We start from the raw sequence: 22,620 nt of genomic DNA on the forward strand, positions 1-22,620 counted from the left end.
CGCCGGACATGAATCAGACGGTGGGAAAAAAGGTCGGCTGGTCCGTCATCAATCTGCTGGTCGTTCTCTACGCCCTCATCCCGGTGCTGTGGATCGTCAGCCTCTCGTTCAAGCCCCCGGGCTCGGTCACCGACGGCAGCTTCATCCCGAAGAAGTGGACGTTCGACAACTACAGCGGCATCTTCGACACGAACGACTTCACGAGTGCGCTCATCAACTCGATCGGCATCGGTCTCATCACCACGGTGATCGCGGTGGTGCTCGGGACCGTCGCGGCGTATGCGGTTGCGCGCCTGGACTTCCCGGGTAAGAAGGTGTTCATCGGTGCGGCGTTGCTCATCGCCATGTTCCCGCAGATCTCGCTGGTGACACCGCTGTTCAACATCGAGCGCAAGATCGGGCTGTTCGACACCTGGCCCGGCCTGATCCTGCCGTACATCACCTTCGCGCTGCCGTTGGCGATCTACACGCTCTCGGCGTTCTTCCGCGAGATCCCATGGGAGCTCGAGAAGGCGGCCAAGATGGACGGCGCCACCCCGGCACAGGCCTTCCGCAAGGTGATCGCCCCGCTGGCCGCACCCGGCATCGTCACCGCGGCGATCCTGGTGTTCATCTTCGCCTGGAACGACCTGCTCCTGGCGATCTCGTTGACCTCGACCAACAACTCGATCACCGCGCCGGTGGCCATCTCGAACTTCACCGGTAGCTCGCAGTTCGAGGAGCCGACCGGGTCGATCGCGGCGGCCGCCGTGGTGATCACCATTCCGATCATCGTCTTCGTACTGTTCTTCCAACGTCGTATCGTTGCCGGCCTGACCTCCGGCGCTGTGAAGGGATAACCATGGCCGACATCGTTCTGGACAAGGTGAGCAAGAAGTACCCCGACGGCTCTCTGGCGGTCAGTGAGGTGAACATCGAGATCGCCGACGGCGAGTTCATCATCCTGGTGGGACCCTCGGGCTGCGGTAAGTCGACGACGCTGAACATGATCGCGGGCCTCGAGGACATCTCCTCGGGCGAGCTGCGCATCGGCGGTTCACGCGTCAACGAGAAGGCGCCGAAGGACCGCGACATCGCGATGGTGTTCCAGAGCTACGCGCTCTACCCGCACATGTCGGTGCGCGACAACATCGCCTTCCCGCTGACCCTGGCGAAGCTGTCGAAGTCGGAGATCGCGTCGAAGGTCGACGAGGCCGCAAAGATCCTCGACCTCGGCCAGTACATGGACCGCAAGCCCGCGAACCTCTCCGGCGGTCAGCGCCAGCGGGTCGCCATGGGTCGCGCGATCGTGCGTAACCCCAAGGCGTTCCTCATGGACGAGCCGCTGTCGAACCTCGACGCGAAGCTGCGTGTGCAGATGCGCACTGAGATCTCACGGCTGCAACAGCGTCTGGGCACCACGACGGTCTACGTGACGCACGATCAGACCGAGGCCATGACCCTCGGCGACCGCGTCGTGGTGTTGCGCGGCGGTCACGTCCAGCAGATCGGGTCGCCGCAGGAGCTCTACGCCAACCCCGCGAACCTGTTCGTGGCCGGCTTCATCGGCTCGCCGGCGATGAACTTCATCCCCGGCACCCTCGGCGCCAACTCCGTCCAGACAGCTCTGGGCGACATCACGGTTCCCGAGCACCAACGCGCCGTGTCGGCGGCCCGGTCGGTCGGCAGCAACGGCGAGGTGCTCGTCGGCATCCGCCCCGAGCACTTCGAGGACGCACGCCTGCTCGACCCCGCGGCGCGCGGCACCGGTGGGACCTTCACCGCCCACGTCGAGGTGTTGGAGTCGATGGGTTCGGACAAGTTCGCGTACTTCACCGTCGACGGTCAGCGGGCATCGGGCGACGCCCTCGCCGAGCTCGCCGCGGACTCCGGCGCCGACTTCGGGTCGAACCAGTTGATCGCGCGTCTCTCGCCGGAGTCGTCGATCACCAAGGGCACCAACGCCGAACTGTTCTACGACGCCTCCAAGGTGGCGTTGTTCGACCAGTCGAGCGGACACAACCTGCTGCTCCAGTAGGACACCTGCACACACGACACCGCCGCCCTCCGACGACCACGTCGCGGGGCGGCGGTGTCGTGTGGGGGAGTCAGCGCAGTGTGCGCGGGGCGAGGTCGCGGAGCTCGTCGATGATCGACTCGTCCCAGATGTGTTTGCGCACCAGGCGGTAGCGCTCGCAGGCCAGCCACATGTAGAGCTCGGCGTCGCTGGTGACCCGCGGCAACACCTCCGCGCGCCGCGCCATGCGGACCACCGGCAGGAACTCCTCGCCGAACCAGCGCCGGGCCACCTCGCCACGCCCGAGGAACTCGCCCACCTCCTGGCTCAGACGGAAGCCCCAGGCCTCGACGTTCTCGGCCAGCTCGGCGTAGTCGAACGGATCGGCCACGGTGATGGCCTCGGCCTGCTTGCCCTGCAACGGGACCCGCGCGAGGAACAGCCGACGGTGGTCCTTGAGCAGGAGGTCCGACGGTGCGCTGATCCCGTCGGGGGAGATGCGGGTGTGGATCTCGGTGACGTAGGCGTCGATGGTCTTAAGATGGCGCGCGATCGCGATCGACACACGGTGGTGCCCGTCGACCACGAAGTGCATCGAGCCCACCCGGTAGAGCACGATGGGCGGCATCGCCTCGCCGCGACGTTGGGCCGCGGCCAACCGCTGCCACCGCGCCCGGACACGGGTCGAGGTGGGGCGGAAGTAGCGGTCGAAATCCCTGGTGCGGTCGACGCTGCCGACGATCGACGACACCTCGACCACGACGAGACCCAGGGCGGTCTCACCGGTGCGGCCGAGTGCGGTGACGACCTCGTCGAACGGCAGGATGGTGTTGACGTCGGCGGGCGCACGGGTGAACCACGCCGACAGGCGCGCCAGTTCGGCCTGTCGCCGGAGGCGGCTGAAGTCGTTCTCGGCGTCGGCGTCGGGGAATCCGGTGTCACGAGCCATGTCGTCGCCTCCGCACGGTGATGCCGGTACCGCCGGCCTCGATGTCGAACACGGTGTAGCCCACCGTGTTCAGCGAGAGTGTCGAGGTCGCGGGGGTCGCGTCCTTGTCGTTCGTCGGACGCCGCGAAGGGTCGGCGTCGCGGACCAGCGGTATCCGCCGGTCCCGGGGCGTCTGACCGTAGGGGTGGATGTGTCCGTGGATCAACGCCTGGGGCCGCAGCGACTGCACGAGATCGACGAGACAGCGGAAACCGATGTGCGGGCCGTCGTCGCCGTCGCCGTAGCCGCGGGCGGGGCTGTGGGTCAGCAGGATGTCGACCTGGGGGTCGCAATGTGGTCGCGCGCCGATCCGTCGGGTCCGCACCGCGATGCGGTGACGCCAGCGGAGCAGATCCGCGCGCCGACGCTGCGCGCCCTCCCGATACTGGTTGGGGCCGTCGTTGTAGCGGATCGAGCCCCCGAGGCCCGCGATGCGGAGCCCGGCCACGGTCACGACGCGGCCGTCGGCGTTGACCGCGCCGGCCGGCCCGGGGTCGTTCGCCGGGAGCCCGGCCCGCGTCCAGCCCGACCGCCCACGGTGGAATCCGGCGAGGTCGCGGTCGTGGTTGCCGGGGACGAACACGCACGGGGCGCCGCTACGGGTCGACAACGTCTCGAGGTAGTCGAAGGGCAGGTCGCCGGCGCCGAGGATCAGGTCGGGGGCGAGCTGCTCGACGAGGCCGTGGGTGAGTCCGTCGACCACCTCGTCGGCCACCGCCAGCACCCGCACCATGCGACGAGGCTACCGCGCGCGATGGGTGCGGCCGGAGTGCGATGGTGTTGACTCGTAGGCGATGAGCACCTCCGTCACCGATCGGGTCACCGACCATCTCCGCGCGGCCCTGCCCGGCGATCCGCAGCGCGCCTCGGTCACGTTCCTCGGCGTCGAGGCGATCGACGTCCTGCGGTTCACCGACGCCGGCCGCGCCGATGTCGCCGACGTCGTCTTCGCGTCGGTCGGGTGCTCCCGGCACCCGATGGCCGACCCCACCGACCTGGGTGCCGACCCGGTACGCGGACCCCGCGCGGAGATCGTCGTCCGTATGCACGCCGGCGACCCGCTGGTGGACCTGCACCGCAGTGTCGCCCTGCTCGCCGCGACCCCCTCGGTGGAGGGTGTCGTCTTGCTGGCCGACGCGCTGATCGATCTCGGCGAACCGCTGTGGTCGGGATCGGCGTGCACCGCGGTCGTGCTCTCGGTCGACGAGATCGCCGACTGTCCTCTCGACGAGCCGATGTCGCCGGTCACGTTCCTGCGGGCCATCCCCATCACGGCGAACGAGGCCGCGTGGGTGCGTCTGCGGGGGGTCGACGAACTGCGCCGCGCCTGGGAGGAGGCGGACATCGACGTCGCCGACGTGCGCCGCGTGTCCGCCACGCCGGGACGGGCCTGACCCTAGAGCCAGTGGTTGCGCCGGAAGGTACGCCACAGCGTCACCGAGACCACCGCGAGGAATCCGAGCACGCAGTAATAGAAGTAATGCCAGTGCAACTCGGGCATGTTGTCGAAGTTCATGCCGTAGATCCCGGCCACCATCGTCGGCACCGACGCGATCGCCACCCACGAGGTGATCTTGCGCATGTCGGTGTTCTGTTGGATCGCGACCTTCGCCGACGCCGCCTCCAACAGCGACGTCAGGACCTCGTCGAAGGTGGAGATCTGCTCGACCGCGCTCGTGTGGTGGTCGGCCACGTCGCGCATGTACCGCCGGACCTCCTTGGGGCACAGGTCGTTGTCGGAGGAGGTGAGGCGTTGTAGCGGGACCGTCAGCGGCGCCACCGCGCGACGCAGTTCGGTCATCTCGCGTTTGAGCAGGTACACCGAGTCGATGTCTATCGCGCCGCTGGGGGAGAAGATGGCCTCCTCGATCGCGTCGACGTCGTGTTCGACCGCAGCGGTGACCTCGAGATAGGTGTCGACGACGTGGTCGGCGATGGCGTGCATCACCGCGTACGGGCCGAGGGCGAGCCGATCGGGTCGGTTCTCCAGATATTGACGGACGCCGGCGAGGTGGGTGAAATCGCCGTGGCGCACGGTGATCACGAAGTTCTTCCCGACGAAGATCATGATCTCGCCTGTCTCGACGACCTCCTTCGTGGTGGCGAGCGAGTCGTGTTCGACGTACTTGACGGTGCGCAACACGATGAACTGGGTGTCGTCGTACCGTTCGAGCTTCGGGCGCTGGTGGGCGTGGACGGCATCCTCGACCATCAGTTCGTGGAGCCCGAAGGTGTCGGCGACCCCGGCCATCTGTTGATCGTCGGGGGCGTGTAGACCGACCCACACGAACCCCTGCCCGGTCGCGGTGACCTCGGCGAGCGCCTCGCTGTAGGAGCGCCGCCCGGATTTGCGTTCCCCGTCGACATAGACCGCGCAGTCGACCACCGCGCGCGCGGGCGGGATGGGCACCCGGGGTCGCGGCGGACCGCCGCCGGAGGGGCGCAGTGACGGCAACGACGGCATGGTGCTACCTCCTCGGGTTCGGGCGTGACGACCTCGCGGCATCATCGTACGGGTGGCCGCCTCGACTAGCGTGGACGCCGTGATCGTCCACCGAGCCCCCACCGTGTCGTCCCGCCGGCGGGTCCGCGTCGCAGCGGTGACGGTCTCGCTCATCGCGGCGGTCGCCGTCGTCGCGGGGTGTTCGTCGTCGGTGTCGGAGCCCGATCGCACCCTCGTCGTCGGCAGCGGCCCGGGTACGGCCCCGGCGATCGCCGCCGACATCTACGCCGAGGTGCTGCGGCACGAGGGGGCGACCGTGCGCTCGGGCCTGGTGACCGGTTCCTACCGGCAACTGCTCGACGACGTCGACGGCGGCACGGTCGATCTGTTCGGCGCGTTCAGCGGATCGCTGCTGTCCGCACTCGCGCCCGGCTCGACCGCGACCTCCACCGACTCCGTGTACGACGATCTCAACCGCGCCCTGCCGCAGGGCGTCTCGGTCGGCGACCCGACCACGGTGGTCGACCAACTGCAGGTGGTGGTCGCGGCCTCGACGGCGTCGGCGGTCGGCGTCGACGAACTGTCGGAGTGTTCGCGGCTGCCCGCAGGCCTACCGGTGGTGAGCGACCGTACCCCCGACGAGGGCACGTTGGCCGCACTGGCGGCGGTGGGGTGTCGGTTCGGGCCGTTCCGGAAGGTCGCCGATGTCGCGTCGGTGACCGCCGAGGTGACCTCGGGCCGTGCGGTGGGTCTCGTGTCGACGCTGTCGAGCGCGGGCAACGATGCCGCGCTGACGGTCCTCGCAGACAGGAAGCAGGTGTCGGCCGACGCCCGTGCCGATCCGACCGCCACCGGTGCCGCCGACCCGGCGGATCAACCGGCGATCCGGGCACAGAACCTCGTCCCCGTCTTCGCCACCGCAGCCCTCGACCGAGATCTCATCAAGGCGGTCAACACGGTCGCGGGCGAGCTCACCACCGCCGACCTCGCCGCGATGGCCCAGAAGGTCTCGACCGGCGCAGCCACCGCCTCGGCGGTCGTCACCGACTGGCTCTCCGAACACAACCTCTGACGTGGCCGCCGAGCCGACAGTGGACGTGACGTGGTGGGGACACTCGACCGCCACCGTCGTCGATGCCGGTGTGCGGGTGCTCACCGATCCGGTCCTCACCGCCGGTGTCGCACATCTGCGGCGGCGGCGCGGGCCGATCCCGTCCGCCGCGGCCCGCGACGCCGACGTCGTGGTGGTGTCGCATCTGCATTCGGATCATCTCCACGTCCGTTCGCTGGCGATGCTCGATCCCGCCACACCCATCGTCGTGCCGCGGGGGACGGGTGCCGCGGTACCGGGCACGAGCCGGCTGCGCGGCCGTGATGTCCGCGAGGTGGTCGTCGGTGAGGTGGTGGAGATCGGTGGCGTCGAGATCCGCGCGGTGCCGGCACGCCACGACGGTCGCCGGCACCCGCTGGCGCGGCACTCGGTCGAGCCGCTCGGTTTCGTCGTGACCGGTTCGGCGCGAACCTATTTCGCAGGTGACACCGACATCTTCCCCGGGATGGCCGAGGAGGTCGGCGACTGCGATCTGGCTCTGCTGCCGGTCGGGGGCTGGGGGCCGGGCCTCGGTGAGGGACACATGGACGCCGACCGTGCGGCGGCCGCGGCGGGGATGCTGGGCGCGCGCCACGCCGTTCCGGTCCACTTCGGCACGTTCTGGCCGATCGGCCTGTCCGCGGTCGCGCCGGAGGAGTTCCTGCCGCCGGGTGCGAGATTCGTCGAGGCGGTGACGTCGTCGGCGCGCGACTCCGCGGCGCCTGTCACCACGGCGCACGAACTCGTCCCCGGACAGTCGCTGTCAGTCTGAGCGCGTCGCCACGCCCGCAACCGTCCGGCGGGTGCGCTCGAGCAGACGGCGCCGCAGCACCCAGATGGGGAACGGCTTGCCGCTGCGCAGCTTCCGCAGCATCCGATAGCGGTCGTAGAGCGTCACGATGAGCGAGATGAGCAGCAGGAAGAACAGCGACGGCAGCGGGGTGACGGTGGAACCACCCGGCGTCGGCAGGAGCACCAGCGCAACGACCACGCCGGCGTTGATCGCCGAGACGGCGATGAACTGCGAGACCGTCGAGGTCCACTCGGTGCCGCGACCGGCGATCCAATGACTCACCACAGAGTTGGCGACCACCAGGATGATCACCGTCACGACGATCTGTGTGTTCGTCGCGCGCACACCGGGCACGATCCGCGAGAACACCAGCAGCAGCATCGACACCAGGACGATCTTCTCGATCAGTGGTCCGCGGAGGAACGCGCTCTGGGAGGCGCGGACGTTCGCGGGCACGCGGGCGACGTTGCCGCCCCGCGTGCGGGCCGACACGACGAACCCGAACGGCCAATCACCGTCGGGCAGCCGGGAGACACCGGCTCGGACCGCGACCGCCAGTGCCGCCAGGGCCACGATCACGACCCACCACCGATGGGCGACGGCGGTGCCCCACCCGTCGGTCAGGCCGACACCGAACACCTTCGTCTTCACCTCGTCGGTCACGTCGAGTTCGGCGATGTGCAGCCACCATTCCTGGGGCAGCTTGATGACGATCCAGATGCCCGCGGCCAGTGCGATCAGCGCGCGACGATTCAGGCGCGTGGGCGCCCACCGACACCGGATGACCTCGTAGGCGATGAAGAAGTACTCGAAGGTGTTGGGGAACACCAACAGCAGCCATCGGGAGTCGCTGAACTCGAACGCGACGACGCCGACGAGGCGGTAGTAGAACAGGAACCGCGCGATGCCGAAGGCTAAAGGATCCGACCAGTTCTGCAGCGTCGACAGGTAGGCGATCGCGAGGTAGTAGACGTCGAGCGCCTTGTCGTACTGCTGGTAGCCGGCGATGTCGAGGCCCGGGACCTGTTGGAAGATGGTCTGGTCGACCGCGTCGAGCACCAACGCCGCGATGATCGCGGGGACGGGGAACCGCGGGATGAGCAGCGGTACCAACAACCGTCCGGCGATCACGAGAAGAACGACGGCTGTACCCACCGCGACACCCTATCCCGGGTGTGGCGCAGGTCAGGCGTCGAGACGCAGGCGCAGGAACGTCCCCAGGTGGTCGACCGCGTCGGCGGCCTCGACGAGCATCCCGGCCTGCTGATGACCGACATGCCACAGCCGGTCGAACTCGAGGAGGTCGACCTCGACGTCGGACGCCCGCAGCTTCTCGGCGAACCGGATCACCTGCGCGTACAGCGCCTCCCGGCGACCGATGTGGATCACCGTCGGCGGCAGACCGGTCAGGTCGCCGTGCAGCGGCGCGTAGCCGGGATCGGTGGGGTCACCACCGCCGAGATACGCATCGGCGCAGAATCGCGACCATCCGCGGTTGACGACGGAGTCCGTCGACCACGTCTCGTGGGTGTCGTCGCCCGGATCGACCCACGGCGAGATGAGACCGAGTGCGGCGGGGGTGATCTGGTGGTCGTCGAGGAGCCGACGAGCCGTGGCCACCGACAATCCGCCGCCGGCCGAGTCGCCGGAGATCGCGAGACGATCCGCTGAGTAGCCGTGGTTGTCGACGAGATCGCGATAGGACGCGACCGCGTCGACGACCGCGGCCGGGTACGGATCCTCCGGCGCGAGCCGGTAGTCGACCAGGAAGATCGCGGCCCCGGTGACCGCGGCCAGGTGCGCACCGAGGTGGCGGTGCGAGTGCGGCGAACCCAACGTGTACCCGCCGCCGTGCAGGAACAGCACGGCGGTGTCGGTCTCGGTGGCGCCGACGGTCACCCGCTCGGTGGGGCGTCCACCGACGGTGAGCGTCCGGACGACCGTGTCACGGGGGAGTGGTTCCACACCGAGCGCGCGGTCGGCCAGCGCGCGCTGGGTCGACAGCGGGAGCCGTGGATGCAGCATGGCCCGGTACATGATCCGGGTCAGCGGCTCCACGACACCGATGGGCAGCTTCGGCCCGGCGGGACGGTACGACATCGGGTCAGCGCGGCTTCAGGGTCGCGCCGGCCGCACGGGCCACCACCGGCATGTACTTCGGGCCGAGGACGCGCACGAGTTTGTCGAGGAACTGCGCGTCGGCGCCGACGAGGATGCGGGCCTTGTTCTTCTCGGCGCCCGCGATGATGATCGACGCCGCCTTGGCCGCGGTCATCCGCGCCAATTTCTTGTCGAACAGTTCGGCGAACTGTGCGATGTCGCTGCCCTCGTTGACCGTCGCGTTGCGGGCGATGGCGGTCTTGATGCCACCGGGGTGCACACACGACACCGACACCGGGTAGCCGGCGAGCCGCATCTCCTGCACCAGCGACTCGGTGAACCCGCGCACGGCGAACTTCGCTGCGTTGTAGGCGCTCTGGCCGGGGATGGACAGCAGACCGAAGAGCGACGACGTGTTGACGATGTGACCGTCGCCGGAGGCGATGAGATGCGGGAGGAACGCCTTGGTGCCGTTGACCACGCCCCAGTAGTCGACGTCCATGATCCGCTCGAAGGTCTTGAACTCGGTCAGCTCGACCTCGCCGTGGTGGGCGATGCCGGCGTTGTTGAAGATCGCGTTGACCTTGCCGAAGTGTGCGAGGACGGTGTCGGCGTATTCGAGCATCGCCTCGCGCTCGGCGACGTTGAGCAGCTGCGAGTGTACCTGCGCGCCCTTCGCCTCCAGCAACCGTGCGGTCTCCTCGAGCCCACTCGGGGTCATGTCCGAGATCGCCAGTCGCGCACCCTTGTCGGCGAGCTGGAGCGCCAGTTCGCGTCCCATGCCCGATGCCGCTCCGGTGACGACCACGACCTTGCCTGCGAAGTTCTTCATGATGGTGGTGCCTCTCAGGAGTTGACCGTCGCGGGGCTGCGATCGGACGTGCCCGTGGTGTCCGCACGGCTGGTGTCGTAGGCGGCGATGTCGAAGTTCTTGGTCGCCTTGCGGAAGTTGAAGGTGAACCCGGGCCAGAGGGTGGTGATGTTACCGAACTCGTCCTTGTACCAGCTCGCGCAGCCGCCGTTCTCCCAGACGCTGGTCGACAGCGTCTTCTGGAGGTTCTTGTTGTAGACCTTCTGGTCGGCGGCGCGCACCTCGGTGCGTGCTATCGCATTGCGCTCGGTGGTCTTCAGGAAGTCGATCAGGTAGTTGAGCTGCGACTCGATCATGAACACCATCGAGGTGTGGCCGAGACCCGTTGCCGGACCGACCATCAGGAACATGTTCGGGAACCCGTGCACCATCGCACCCTTGTAGGCGCTCATGCCGCCGCGTGCCCACACCTGCGCCAGGCTCTCGGAGTCCTTGCCGATGATGTGCTCGAAACCGGGGGAGTCGGTGACGTGGAAGCCGGTGGCGACGACGATGGCGTCGACGTCGCGCACGGTGCCGTCCTTCGTGACGATCCCGGTGGGGGTGACGTGGTCGATCCCGTCGGTGACGACGTCGACGTTGTCCTGGCCCAGGGCCGGGTAGTAGGTGTTCGACAGCAGGATGCGCTTGCAGCCCACCTTGAACTTCGGGGTCACCTTGGCGCGCTTGACCGGGTCGGCGATGCCGCGGCGGATGTTGGCCTTGCCCGCGGCGTGGGCGGGGCGCAGGACATCGGGACGGTGGGTGAGCCCGTAGGAGACGAGCTCGTGGGCCAGGTAGATGCCGCTGCGCGAGAGGCGCTGGATGCCGGGAACCTTGCGGAACAGCCAGTTCTCGACGCGCGTGTAGTGGCGGTCGGCGCGGGGGAGGACCCACGGAGCGGTGCGCTGGTAGACGTCCATGTGGCCGATCTTCGGCGCGAGCTCGGGGATGATCTGGATGGCCGAGGCACCGGTCCCGATCACGGCGACACGCTTGCCGCGGAGGTCGGTCTCGTGGTTCCAGCGTGCGGAGTGGAAGATCTCGCCGGCGAAGTCGCCGATGCCCGCCACGTCGGGCAGGCGTGGCTCGCACAGCGGGCCGATCGCGCCGATGAGGATCTCCGCGCGGACGGTGATGTCGCCGTGCTCGGGGTGGCTGGTCTCGATGATCCAGCGGTTGGCCTTCTCGTCCCACCGCGCGTCGGTCACCTCGGTGCCGAAGCGGGTGCGCCGGGCGAGGTCGTATTTGCTCGCCACGCGGTTGATGTAGGCGTGGATCTCGGGCTGCTTCGAAAACGACCGCGACCAGTCGGGGTTGAGCTCGAAGGAGTACGAGTACAGGTGCGACGGGACGTCACACGCCGCGCCGGGGTAGGTGTTGTCGCGCCAGGTGCCGCCGAAGTCCGATCCACGATCGAGGACGACAAAATCCTCGAATCCGTTCTGGTGCAGCTTGATCGCTGCTCCCATGCCGGAGAAGCCCGCACCGATGATTGCGATCTTGACATCGTTCATAGGAACGATCGTACACCCTATTGACGACGGGTCAATAGCTTATTGACCCATGTTCAGTACACTGATCGCCATGACGCAGGCCAAGCGCACGCGGATGAGTCCGGAAGCCCGTCGGGAGCAGCTCATCTCCCACGGGATGTCCATGCTGTCCGACCGGCCGCTCGATCAACTGACCATCGACGCCATCGCCGAATCGGTCGGGGTGTCGCGAGCCCTGCTGTTCCACTACTTCGAGTCCAAGCACGACTTCCATGTCGCGATCGCCCGCGAGCAGAGCCGCCGGATGCTCGAGTGCACCGAACCGGATCTGTCGCTCGGGGACCCGATCGCGATACTGCGGGCATCGATGTCGGAGTTCGTCGACTACGTGTCGGCGAACCGGCACGTCTACCTGACCATGCTGCGCGGGGCGGTCGGCGCCGACCCGGCGATGCAGGAGGTCTTCACCGACACCCGGCGTGTGATGGCCCAGCGTGTCCTCGATCGGGCGGGTTCCCTCGACATCACCCCGACACCGATGATCCGTATCGCCGTCGACGGGTGGATGGCCTTCGTCGAGGAAGTCGTCGTCGCCTGGTTGACCGACGACGACGGCATCCGCCGCGAGGCGCTCCTCGACCTGATCACGTCCTCGCTGCCGCTGCTGGCCGCAGCGGCAGCGAGTGAGTGAATCACCGGGTCGGTCGGATCACCCGAAAGCTGATGCGGAGCGCCGGAGGCGATCACGCATCACCCGAATGCCGATGCGGAGCGCCGGAGGCGATCACGCATCACCCGAATGCCTTGTCGATGATCTCCTGCTGTTCGACGGCGTGGACCTTGCTCGAGCCCGACGACGGTGCGGACATCGCGCGACGTGACACCCGCTTGAGGTTGCCGAAGTACTCCGGCAGCACCTCGGGCAGGTGCAGGCCGAAGAAGGGCCACGGTCCCTGGTTGGCCGGTTCCTCCTGCACCCAGAAGAACTCCTGGACGCCGGGGTACTGCTCGAGGACCTGACCGAGCCGACGGTGCGGGATCGGGTAGAGCTGCTCGATGCGCACGATGGCGATGTCGTCGCGACCGTCCTTCTCCTTGCGCGCGGCGAGCTCGTAGTAGAGCTTGCCGCTCACCATCAGCACGCGGGTGACCTTGTCGCGCACCTTCTGGTCGGTGATCGACGGGTCGTCGATGACCGACTTGAACTTGCCCTCGGTGAAGTCCTCGACGGGGCTCACCGCGGCCTTGTTGCGCAGCATCGACTTCGGGGTGAAGACCACGAGCGGCCGGCTGATCCCGTCGAGCACGTGACGACGCAGCAGGTGGAAGTAGCTCGCCGGTGTCGACGGCAGCGCGACGGTCATCGAGCCCTCGGCGCACAGCTGCAGGAACCGCTCGATACGGCCCGACGTGTGGTCGGGGCCCTGACCCTCGTGGCCGTGGGGGAGCAGCAGCACCACGTCGGACAGCTGGCCCCACTTGGCCTCACCGGAGGAGATGAACTCGTCGATGATCGACTGCGCGCCGTTGACGAAGTCGCCGAACTGCGCCTCCCACAGCACTAGGGAGTCGGGGTCGCCGACGGAGTAGCCGTACTCGAAACCGACGACGGCGAACTCGCTCAGCGCCGAGTCGTAGGCGTTGAACCGACCGCCGGTGTTCTCGCCCTCGGTCTGCACCAGCTGGTTGAGCGGGGTGTATTCCTCGCCGGTCTTGCGGTCGATGATGACCGAGTGCCGCTGGCTGAACGTGCCGCGCCGGGAGTCCTGGCCGGAGAGCCGGACGCGCCGTCCCTCTTCGACCAGCGAACCGAACGCGAGCAGCTCGGCGAACGCCCAGTCGATGTTCCCCTCGCGGGACATCTCCTGGCGACGCGTGAGCACGGGCTTGACGCGCTGGTGGACCGAGAATCCCTCGGGCACGTTGCCGAAGGCGTCGCCGATGGCCTCGACCGTCGCGCGATCGATACCGGTCATCAGCTTCGTCGGCAGGGTCTGGTCGGACTCGACCGACGGGCTGGGCGCCGCCTGGTACTTCTCGAGTTCCTTGACCTCGTTGAAGACCCGTTCGAGCTGTCCCTGGTAGTCACGCAGGGCGTCCTCGGCCTCCTTGGTGGAGATGTCGCCACGGCCGATCAACGCCTCGGTGTAGCTCTTGCGGACACCGCGCTTGGTGTCGATCACGTCGTACATCGCCGGCTGCGTCATCGAGGGGTCGTCGCCCTCGTTGTGACCGCGACGGCGGTAGCAGACAAGGTCGATGACGACGTCCTTGTGGAACTCCTGGCGGTAGTCCACGGCGAGCTTGGCCGCCCACACACACGCCTCGGGGTCGTCGCCGTTGACGTGGAAGATCGGCGCACCGATCATCTTGGCGACGTCGGTGCAGTACTCCGACGACCGTGAGTGCTCCGGCGCGGTGGTGAAGCCGACCTGGTTGTTGACGACGATGTGGACGGTGCCGCCGGTCTGGTAGCCCGGGAGCAGGGCCAGGTTGAGCGTCTCGGCGACCACTCCCTGCCCGGCGAACGCGGCGTCGCCGTGGAGCATCAGCGGGAGCACAGAGAACACGCCGTCGCCGCGGTCGAGCAGGTCCTGCTTGGCGCGCACGAGACCCTCGAGCACCGGGTCGACCGCCTCGAGGTGCGAGGGGTTGGCGGTGAGCGAGACGTTGATCTCGTTCTCGCCGAACATCTGGTAGTACTTGCCCTCCGCGCCGAGGTGGTACTTCACGTCGCCCGATCCGTGCGCCTGCGACGGGTTCAGGTTGCCCTCGAACTCCGAGAAGATCTTCGAGTAGGGCTTGCCGACGATGTTGGCCAGCACGTTGAGGCGACCGCGGTGCGGCATGCCGACGACGACCTCGTCGAGTCCGTGTTCGGCGCTCTGGTCGATCACGCCGTCCATCATCGGGATGACCGTCTCGGCGCCCTCCAGTGAGAAGCGCTTCTGCCCGACGTACTTGGTCTGCAGGAACGTCTCGAACGCCTCGGCGGCGTTGAGCTTGCTCAGGATGTACTTCTGTTCGCCCACAGGCGGTTTGGAGTGCTTGATCTCCACGCGCTCCTGCAACCACTGCTGCTGCTCGGGCTCGAGGATGTGGGTGTACTCCACGCCGACGTGGCGGCAGTAGGCGTCGCGGAGCACCGACAGGATGTCGCGCAGCTTCATCGTGTCCTGGCCGTGGAATCCGCCGACCTTGAAGTCGCGGTCGAGATCCCACAGCGTCAGGTCGTAGGTCAGCACGTTGAGATCGGGGTGCGCCGCGCGTGCGTCGGAGTCGATCATCAGGGGATCGATGTCGGCCATGAGGTGACCGCGGTTGCGGTACGCGGCGATCAGTTCGAGCACACGGGCGTTCTTGTCGACCGACGGCGACGCGATGTCCTTGCGCCAGCGGATCGGCTCGTAGGGGATGTGGAACGCGGTGAAGATCTCGTCGAAGAACGCGTCGTCGAGGAGCAGGTTGTGGATGGTGCGCAGGAAATCGCCCGACTCCGCGCCCTGGATGATGCGGTGGTCGTAGGTCGAGGTCAGCGTCATCAGCTTGCCGACGCCCATCTCGGCGATCCGCTCGTCGCTGGCGCCCTGGAACTCGGCCGGGTACTCCATCGCACCCGCACCGATGATCGCGCCCTGACCCTTCATCAGTCGCGGCACCGAGTGCACCGTGCCGATGGTGCCGGGGTTGGTCAGCGAGATGGTGACACCGGCGAAATCGTCGGCGGTGAGCTTGCCGTCGCGCGCGCGACGCACGATGTCCTCGTACGCGGCGTGGAACTCGCCGAACTTCATCCGCTCGGTGTTCTTGATGGCCGCGACGACGAGGGACCGGCTGCCGTCCTTGCCGGGCAGGTCGATGGCGAGACCGAGGTTGATGTGGGCGGGGGAGACGGCGTTCGGCTTGCCGTCGACCTCGGCGAAGTGCCGGTTCATGTTCGGGAACGCCTTGACCGCCTGCACGATCGCGTACCCGAGGATGTGGGTGAACGAGATCTTGCCGCCGCGGGTGCGCGCGAGGTGGTTGTTGACCACGACGCGGTTGTCGATCATCAGCTTCGCCGGGATCGCGCGGACGCTGGTCGCGGTCGGGATCTGCAGCGACAACGCCATGTTCTTGGCCACCGCCGCGGCGGCACCCCGCAACACCTTGCTGGTGTCCTCGGCCGGGGCCGACGCGGCCTCGGTGGAGGAGTCGGTCGATGCCGAGGCCTTCTTCGCCGTGCCGTTCGTGCTCGAACCGTTGCCGTTCGTGGAGCTCTTCGCTCCGGAGCCGGTGCCCTTGTTGGGGTTCGGCGCCTTCGCCACGGCCTTCTCGACGGGGACGGTCTTGGCGACCGGTGCGGTGCGGGTGGGCGGCGGCGTCGCGTCGCTGCCCGCCGAACTGTCACGGCTCTCGATCGCCTGACCCGACGCGGCCTTCGTGGCGGGGGCCTCGCTCACGCCGTTCGACGAGCGTGACGACGATGCCTCCATCGACGACGACGACCGCGCGCCGGCCGACGCCGTCGAGGCGCCGGTTCCGTTGGTGGACTTGGTCTTCGCGGCCGAGCCGTTCGCGCCACCCGCCTTGGGGGTGTAGGTCTCGAGGAAGTCGTGCCAGCTCCGGTCCACCGAGTCGGGATCGGCGCGGAAGCGCTCGTACATCTCCTCGACCAACCACTCGTTCTGTCCGAAGTCTGAAACCGAACTACTGCTCACGGCAGAATCTCGCCTCTATTCCCTGATCGTCTGTTCGTCGTCGTGCACCGCGGTCGTCTCGGCGTGAGGTCCGGAGCGAACCCATCGAACGCGTACGGCCCCGTGGAACAACGCCTGCCACGTCGAGGTTAGTCCCCGCTCACCTGCGTCGCATACGGACTCCGTGGACTGTCGGTCACACGGCCGTCGAGGTGGGGCCGGGCGTGTGACGGACGGTCCACCGGGGGCGCCGACGTCGTTGTCGGCCGGTCGGGCAGCGCCGACGTCGGTGTCGACGGGCCGATGGTCTCGACGGTCAGTGTCGACCGTTCGACACGGGGTCGACCGTGGCCATCCCGTTGTCCCACAGCTCGCGGTACTTCCCGTCCAACGCCAACAGTTCGTCATGAGTTCCGAGCTCGATGACCGCGCCCGACGACACCACGGCGATCCGGTCGGCGCGCGCGGCGGTGGCGAGGCGGTGGGCGACGATCACCGACGTGCGGGCACGGGTCAACCGTCGGCTCGCGTCGAGGACCTGGGCCTCGGTGGCCTGGTCGAGGGTGGCGGTCGCCTCGTCGAGCAGCAACAGGTCGGGATCGACCAACTCGGCGCGGGCGAGGGCGATCAGCTGGCGCTGGCCTGCCGAGAGTCCCTGTCCGCGCTCACCGACCCGGTGCAGCATGCCGCCGCGCTGGCGGGCGATCATCTGCGTGGCACCGACGGCGGTCGCCGCCGCGACGACGTCGGCGCGCGAGGCGCCGGGGCGGCCGTAGGCGATGTTCGACGCGATCGTGCCGGTGAACAGGTGCGGCTCCTGCGGTACCACCCCGAGCCGAGCTCGGTAGGCGGCGAGGGGATGGCTGCGGATGTCGGTGCCGTCCATCCGGACCGATCCGGTGGTCGGATCGTAGAAGCGGGCGAGCAGCTTGACGATCGTCGACTTGCCCGCGCCCGTCTCGCCGACCAGGGCCAACGACGTGCCGGCGGGGATGTCCAACGACACCCGGCCCAGTGCGTCGCTCGAGGCACCCGCGTAGCGGAACCCGACGGCGTCGAGTTCGGCGTGACCGTCGAACCGCAGGGGCGCGATGTCCTCCCGGTCGACGATGCCGTCCCCGTCCGACCTGTCCCCCTCCGACATGTCACCGTCGGGCGTGATGACGCTGCTCGGCGTCCGCAGGAGGTCGCCGATCCGACGCAGCCCGACGACGGCCTGCTGGTAACCGTCGAACACCTGCGAGAGCTGCTGGACCGGCGCGAACAGCATGCCGAGGTACAGCACGAAGGCGACGAGGGTGCCCGGCCCGGCGCTGCCGTCGAGCACCTGACGCGCACCGATCGCGACGACCCCGGCGGTGGCGAGATCCGACATCAGGCTGATGAAGGGGAAGTACAGCGAGATCGCCCGCTGCGACACCATCCGCGCGGCGACGTACTCCCCGGCACGTCCGGCGAAGCGCTCGTCGGCGCGCTCGGCGTTGCGGTAGAGCAGCGTCGTACGCAGACCCGACACGTTCTCCTGGAAGTCGGCGTTGACCACACTGACGAGTTCCCGCGACCGGGTGTAGGCGCGTGACGACACGCGCTGGAACACGACGGTGGCGACGATCAGCGGCGGGAACACGATCAGCATCACCGCGCCGAGGGTGGGGTCGGTGAGCACGAGGGCCACCGCGACCCCGACGATCGTCAGCACCGAGATGACCGCCGTCGACAGACCGGTCTGCAGGAACGACGACAGCGCGTCGATGTCGGTCGTCATCCGCGTCATGATGCGGCCGGAGAGCTCGCGCTCGTAGTAGTCGAGACCGAGGCGTTGCAGGTGCGCATAGCTCCGGACCCGCAACGTGAACAGGATGCGTTCGCCGGCACGGGTGCTCGTGATCGTCACCACCGACAGCGCGACCCAGCCGATCGCCACCAGCGCGAGTCCGGCGATCGAGGCGACCACGAGGTTGTCGAGATGATCGGCGGTCGAGGCGTTGACGCCGACCCGCGCCAGGGACGGGAACGCGAGCCCGACCAGGGTGTCGATCGCGATCGCGCCGATCGCCACCGCGAGGAGGAGTCGCACCGGTCGCAACAGACCGCGCAGGGAGAACGAGGGGTCGTGGCGGCGGGCCCGGTCGACGTCGACGTCGGGGTCCTCGTCGGCGGGTGGCAACGCGTCGACGGCGCGCAGCAGGGCGGGGGTCGCCGGCATCGATCCCAACGCACCCGACACGCCGCCTCCGCCGCGGCGTCCCACCCGGGCCGGGGCGACCCGGGGTGCGCCGAGGCCGGCCTGATGCGCGGCCGGGTCGAGGGTGTCGGTGTCTGCGGAGACCTCGGGGTCGTCGGGCCACAGCGCGGTCGGGTCCACGACGCGCTCGTCCGCAGCGGTCGGCTGTACCTCGTCGGTGTGCGCGACCACCGGCGCGGCCGGCGACATCAGCGCACGGAACAGCGGGCACCGCTCGTCGAGCTCCGCCGGCGTCCCGGAATCGATCACACGGCCCTCGTCGAGGACGACGACACGGTCGGCGACGGTGAGCGTCGACGGGCGGTGGGCGACGAGCACCAGTGTCCGGTCGTCGGTCGAGCGCAGGGACCCGAGGATCGCCGCCTCGGTGGTGGCGTCGACGGCGGAGGTGGCGTCGTCGAGCACCAGCAGCGGGGGATCTGCGAAGAAGGCTCGGGCCAGGGCGATCCGCTGGCGTTGTCCACCCGAGAGCGTCAGCCCCCGTTCGCCCACGACGGTGTCGTAGCCGTCGGGCAGCGCGGCGATGAAGTCGTGGGCCGCCGCGCGCCGCGCGGCGGCCTCGATACGGGCGCGGACCGATCCGTCGCGGCCGTCCTCGCCGTGGTCGCGATCCGAGCCCGGCCCGAGACCGATGTTGGCGGCGATCGTGTCGGAGTAGAGGAACGGTTCGTCGAACACGATCCCGACGTGTTCCCGCGCGCTGTCGGGGGCGAGATCGGCGAGCGGGTGGCGGGTGCGTCCCGTCCCGGCGTCGGCGCCGACGGCCGAGACGGTGAGGTCGAGGTCGCCCGAGTCGGGACGGTAGATCCCCCCGATCAGCGCGGCCAGCGTGGACTTGCCGCTGCCCGGCGGACCGACGACGGCGACGCACTCGCCCGCCGCGATGTCGAGGTCGACCCCGGAGAACAGCGGGGTCCCGTCGGGGAACGTGAACCGCAGGTCGTGAGCGTGCAGTCCGACGGGCCCGGGGGACAGCCGCCCGGTGTTCGCCAGCGCGGGGTCGGTCGGGTGGTCGATGACGTCGTAGACGCGCTCGACGGCGGCGCGCGCGAGTTGCGCCGACACGATGAGGTTCGTCAGCAACCGGGCGAGCCCGGTCATCGTGGTGATGTAGGTGGCGAAGGCCAGGAACGTGCCGACGGTGATGTCGCCGCGGGCGGTGAGGTAGCCGCCGAGAGCGATCACCGCGACGAGGGCGATCTGGGGGATCGCGTTCATCGTCGGGGTGAAGCGGGAGTTGATCCGCGCGGCCCGCATCCGCTGGGCGAACAACCGCCGACCGTGGCCGACCAACTCGTCCACCGAGCGGTCTTCCTGGCCGAAGCCCTTCACCACGCGCACCCCGGTGACGGTCTCCTCGACGTGCTGGGCGACGTCGGCGGCCGACTGCTGGGCCGACCAGGTCGCGGCGAACAGGGCCTTACGGGTGCGGAACGCGACGACCGCGATGGCCGGGATCACCAGCAGGGCGACGACGGTCAGCAGCGGCGACAGGTAGGCCATGATGCCGAAGGCCAGGACGACCTGTAGGAGCGCTCCGATCGACAACGGCACCATGGCGAGCAGTCCCTGCACCAGTTGCAGATCGGAGATCGAGCGCGACACCACCTGACCGGTGACGATCTGGTCCTGTGCCGTGCCGTCGAGACGCAGGAGGGTCCGCAGCAGGGACAGGCGCAGTGTGTTCTGCACGTTGAGCGACAGCCGTCCGGCGGTCAGGCGCCGTAGATACGCCGAACCGAACCGGACGACGCCGGCGATCGCGAGCATCACCGCGAGGGTGTCGATGGAGAACCCGTGCGACGCCGTGCGCGTCGCGGTGTCGATGGCCGCCTTCGCGATCAGCGGGACACCGAGGTCGATGGCGACACCGATGACGGTGACCGTGAGGGTCACGGTCACCAGGGTGCGGTTGTGCAGACATTCGCGCGCCAGACGCGCGACCCAGCCCGATCTCACCGACGGCCGGTGTTCGCGGGGCCCTTCTCGTCGTCGGGCCCTGGCAGGGCCGAGATCGGATCGACGACGGTGCCCTCGATCGTCCAGGCGGGCGGCGGCGGACCGAATGCCTCGGTGGCGTTGGCGATGATGCGTTTGCCGAGGGCACGGTTGCCCGCACCGCCGATGGCGGCGCCCACCCCGGCGGGCAACATCTTGCCGATCATCAACGGTGCCCGACGCGCGGCGTACTTCTTGATGATCCGTTTCATGAGCGCCTTGTTGAGGTTGTTCAGCGCGGGCGTCGGGATCGCGCCGCCGGCCATGCTCTTCAGCGGATTGCGCTTGGAGCCCAGGGCCTTCCCGAGCGCAAGGACGCCCTCCTCGCCGAGGACCACGGCGAGGACGAGGGTCTTGCGCCGTTCGGCGTGGTCGATCGGGATCCCGTGCACCTCGGCCACGGCCAACGCCAACAGCGCCGACGCCTCGACGAAGAACGCGGACTCACCACCGATCGCAGCGATGGAGGCGATGGTGCCCACGCCGGGTACGGCGGCCGTGGCGCCCGCGGCGCCACCGGAGGACATCACCGTCGTGAGGTAGCGCTTCTCGAGCCGCTCGATGATCTGTGCGGGGGTGTCGGCGGGATGTGCCGACCGCATACGACGCACGTAGGCCGCGACGGCCGGCGACTGCAGGCGCTGTGCCCGATCGATGATCGAGACGATCGTGCCGGAACTGCCCTCCTGCTTGGCCACCGCCGCCGACTGCGCGCCCGCGTCGTCGCCGTGCGAGCGGTTCCAGATCACAGCGGGTCCGCGGCGACCGGCGCGGCATCACGCGGGGAGACCTGCTCGGCCGCGGGCGGCGGGGGAGGTGGGGTGCCGTCGCCGAACGGGCGGCCGCCGAGCTCCTCGCGGTGATGCGGGGTGTTCCATCCGCTCAGATCCGGTCCCTGCGGGACGATCCCGGTCGGGTTGATGTCGGTGTGGACCATGTAATAGTGCTGCTTGATCTGGGTGAAATCGGTGGTGTCACCGAAACCCGGGGTCTGGTACAGATCGCGTGCGTAGGCCCACAGGACCGGCATCTCCGACAGCTTCGACCGGTTGCACTTGAAGTGTCCGTGGTAGACGGGATCGAAGCGGGCCAGCGTCGTGAACAGGCGGACGTCGGCCTCGGTGATGGTGTCGCCCACCAGGTATCGCTGGCGGGACAGGCGTTCGCTGATCACGTCGAGGTGGGTGAAGAGACGGGCGTAGGCGCGCTCGTAGGACTGCTGACTGCCGGCGAACCCGCATCGGTACACACCGTTGTTGATCTCGGTGAACACGCCGTGGTTCACCTCGTCGATCTCCGCCCGCAGGTGCTCGGGATACAGCGCGGGGGCGCCGTCGCGGTGGTACTCGGTCCACTCCGTCGAGAAGTCGATGGTGATCTGCGGGAAGTTGTTCGTCACGACCTGTCCGGTGGGGACGTCGACCATCGCCGGGACGGTGATGCCCTTCTCGTAGTCGGGGAAGCGGGCGAGGTAGGCGTCCTTGATCCGCGGGATCTGCAGCACCGGGTCGACGCCGCCGGGATCGAGGTCGAAGGTCCAGCTGTCGGCGTCGTGCGTGGGGCCGCACAACCCCATGGAGATCGCGTCCTCCAGCCCCAGCAGCCGGCGGACGATGATCGTGCGGTTGGCCCACGGGCAGGCCCGCGCCACGACCAGCCGATAGCGGCCCGGCTCGACCGGGTAGCCATCGGACCCGTCGCGGGTGATGCGGGTCTCGATGTAGTTGGTGTCGCGGACGAAGTCCGAACCCGGCTCGACGTACTTGCCGGGCGTGGTCCACGTGCTGTTGCCGCTGGCGTCTGACTCCTGTGTGCTCATCGATTCCCAGGTTAGCGGCTCCCGCTGACACGTCGGCGGATCGACGGACACGGTTGCCGTGGAGATGATCGATGTGCGAATATTCCACGCGGAACATATGCCGATCGATCCTCGACGGGAGGG

17 protein-coding genes are annotated in these 22,620 nt (G+C 68.5%); 6 read left to right on the forward strand and 11 right to left on the reverse strand.

Going from position 1 to position 22,620, the window contains the following annotated elements; genetic code table 11:
- The first annotated feature begins 8 nt into the window (after positions 1 to 8).
- Together TU34_RS07470 and TU34_RS07475 are read left to right on the forward strand one after the other, a co-directional pair.
- Positions 9 to 839, forward strand: a complete 831-nt coding sequence (locus TU34_RS07470; protein WP_045822172.1) for a carbohydrate ABC transporter permease — start codon at positions 9 to 11, stop codon at positions 837 to 839.
- A gap of 2 nt (positions 840 to 841) precedes the next feature.
- The gene (locus TU34_RS07475) at positions 842 to 2,017 is read left to right on the forward strand and encodes an ABC transporter ATP-binding protein (RefSeq protein WP_045822173.1); all 1,176 of its coding nucleotides are present in this window, start codon (positions 842 to 844) and stop codon (positions 2,015 to 2,017) included.
- A 70-nt stretch (positions 2,018 to 2,087) separates the two neighbouring features.
- Here the strand turns inward: TU34_RS07475 and TU34_RS07480 are convergent, their stop codons facing one another.
- Together TU34_RS07480 and TU34_RS07485 are read right to left on the reverse strand one after the other, a co-directional pair.
- On the reverse strand, positions 2,088 to 2,945 hold the full coding sequence (locus TU34_RS07480) for a chromosome partitioning protein ParB (protein WP_045822174.1): 858 nt from the start codon (positions 2,943 to 2,945) through the stop codon (positions 2,088 to 2,090).
- Positions 2,935 to 3,717: a metallophosphoesterase family protein gene (locus TU34_RS07485; RefSeq protein WP_045822175.1), complete on the reverse strand. Its 783-nt coding sequence runs from the start codon at positions 3,715 to 3,717 to the stop codon at positions 2,935 to 2,937. Before TU34_RS07485 ends, TU34_RS07480 begins: the two co-directional genes overlap by 11 nt.
- A gap of 61 nt (positions 3,718 to 3,778) precedes the next feature.
- Here TU34_RS07485 and TU34_RS07490 point away from each other — a divergent pair, with 61 nt between their 5' ends.
- Positions 3,779 to 4,378 (forward strand): suppressor of fused domain protein, encoded by a 600-nt coding sequence (locus TU34_RS07490; protein ID WP_045822176.1) that lies wholly within the window; start codon positions 3,779 to 3,781, stop codon positions 4,376 to 4,378.
- A gap of 2 nt (positions 4,379 to 4,380) precedes the next feature.
- Here TU34_RS07490 and TU34_RS07495 read toward each other — a convergent pair whose 3' ends face one another.
- On the reverse strand, positions 4,381 to 5,448 hold the full coding sequence (locus TU34_RS07495; protein WP_045822177.1) for a magnesium and cobalt transport protein CorA: 1,068 nt from the start codon (positions 5,446 to 5,448) through the stop codon (positions 4,381 to 4,383).
- Between the two features lie 52 nt (positions 5,449 to 5,500).
- Between TU34_RS07495 and TU34_RS07500 the strand changes: the two genes are divergently transcribed.
- Complete coding sequence (locus TU34_RS07500) at positions 5,501 to 6,499, forward strand: glycine betaine ABC transporter substrate-binding protein (protein WP_160298514.1); 999 nt, start codon at positions 5,501 to 5,503, stop codon at positions 6,497 to 6,499.
- 1 nt (position 6,500) lies between these two features.
- A complete protein-coding gene (locus tag TU34_RS07505) occupies positions 6,501 to 7,289 on the forward strand; it encodes an MBL fold metallo-hydrolase (RefSeq protein ID WP_238981205.1) in 789 nt (262 codons plus the stop codon).
- On the opposite strand, the gene TU34_RS07510 is transcribed toward TU34_RS07505, so the two are convergent.
- Genes TU34_RS07510 through TU34_RS07525 form a run of 4 tightly spaced genes read right to left on the reverse strand, consistent with a single transcriptional unit; the run spans position 7,281 to position 11,777 of the window.
- Positions 7,281 to 8,465, reverse strand: a complete 1,185-nt coding sequence (locus tag TU34_RS07510) for a hypothetical protein (protein WP_150116440.1) — start codon at positions 8,463 to 8,465, stop codon at positions 7,281 to 7,283. The genes TU34_RS07505 and TU34_RS07510 overlap by 9 nt on opposite strands.
- A gap of 30 nt (positions 8,466 to 8,495) precedes the next feature.
- Positions 8,496 to 9,410 carry an alpha/beta hydrolase gene (locus TU34_RS07515; RefSeq protein WP_045822178.1) on the reverse strand — a complete coding sequence of 305 codons (915 nt, stop codon included), beginning with the start codon at positions 9,408 to 9,410 and terminating at the stop codon, positions 8,496 to 8,498.
- A 4-nt stretch (positions 9,411 to 9,414) separates the two neighbouring features.
- The gene (locus TU34_RS07520) at positions 9,415 to 10,242 is read right to left on the reverse strand and encodes an SDR family NAD(P)-dependent oxidoreductase (protein ID WP_045822179.1); all 828 of its coding nucleotides are present in this window, start codon (positions 10,240 to 10,242) and stop codon (positions 9,415 to 9,417) included.
- 14 nt (positions 10,243 to 10,256) lie between these two features.
- Positions 10,257 to 11,777: a flavin-containing monooxygenase gene (locus TU34_RS07525; RefSeq protein WP_045822180.1), complete on the reverse strand. Its 1,521-nt coding sequence runs from the start codon at positions 11,775 to 11,777 to the stop codon at positions 10,257 to 10,259.
- Between the two features lie 49 nt (positions 11,778 to 11,826).
- Here TU34_RS07525 and TU34_RS07530 point away from each other — a divergent pair, with 49 nt between their 5' ends.
- Positions 11,827 to 12,447, forward strand: coding sequence for a TetR/AcrR family transcriptional regulator (locus TU34_RS07530; RefSeq protein ID WP_238981206.1), 621 nt, complete (start codon positions 11,827 to 11,829; stop codon positions 12,445 to 12,447).
- A gap of 100 nt (positions 12,448 to 12,547) precedes the next feature.
- Here TU34_RS07530 and TU34_RS07535 read toward each other — a convergent pair whose 3' ends face one another.
- The 4 genes from TU34_RS07535 to TU34_RS07550 all read right to left on the reverse strand — a co-directional run bounded on the left by TU34_RS07535 (position 12,548) and on the right by TU34_RS07550 (position 22,497).
- Entirely contained in the window at positions 12,548 to 16,402 is a 3,855-nt protein-coding gene (locus tag TU34_RS07535; protein ID WP_045822301.1) for a multifunctional oxoglutarate decarboxylase/oxoglutarate dehydrogenase thiamine pyrophosphate-binding subunit/dihydrolipoyllysine-residue succinyltransferase subunit, read from the reverse strand.
- A gap of 349 nt (positions 16,403 to 16,751) precedes the next feature.
- On the reverse strand, positions 16,752 to 20,639 hold the full coding sequence (locus tag TU34_RS07540; protein WP_045822181.1) for an ABC transporter ATP-binding protein: 3,888 nt from the start codon (positions 20,637 to 20,639) through the stop codon (positions 16,752 to 16,754).
- A complete protein-coding gene (locus tag TU34_RS07545) occupies positions 20,636 to 21,376 on the reverse strand; it encodes a hypothetical protein (RefSeq protein ID WP_045822302.1) in 741 nt (246 codons plus the stop codon). The genes TU34_RS07540 and TU34_RS07545 overlap by 4 nt, the downstream gene beginning before the upstream one ends.
- Positions 21,377 to 21,423: 47 nt before the next feature.
- Positions 21,424 to 22,497 carry a glutathione S-transferase family protein gene (locus TU34_RS07550; RefSeq protein WP_045822182.1) on the reverse strand — a complete coding sequence of 358 codons (1,074 nt, stop codon included), beginning with the start codon at positions 22,495 to 22,497 and terminating at the stop codon, positions 21,424 to 21,426.
- Positions 22,498 to 22,620: the final 123 nt, after the last annotated feature.

It is taken from the genome of Williamsia herbipolensis (genome assembly GCF_000964005.1).
GTDB lineage: Bacteria > Actinomycetota > Actinomycetes > Mycobacteriales > Mycobacteriaceae > Williamsia_A > Williamsia_A herbipolensis.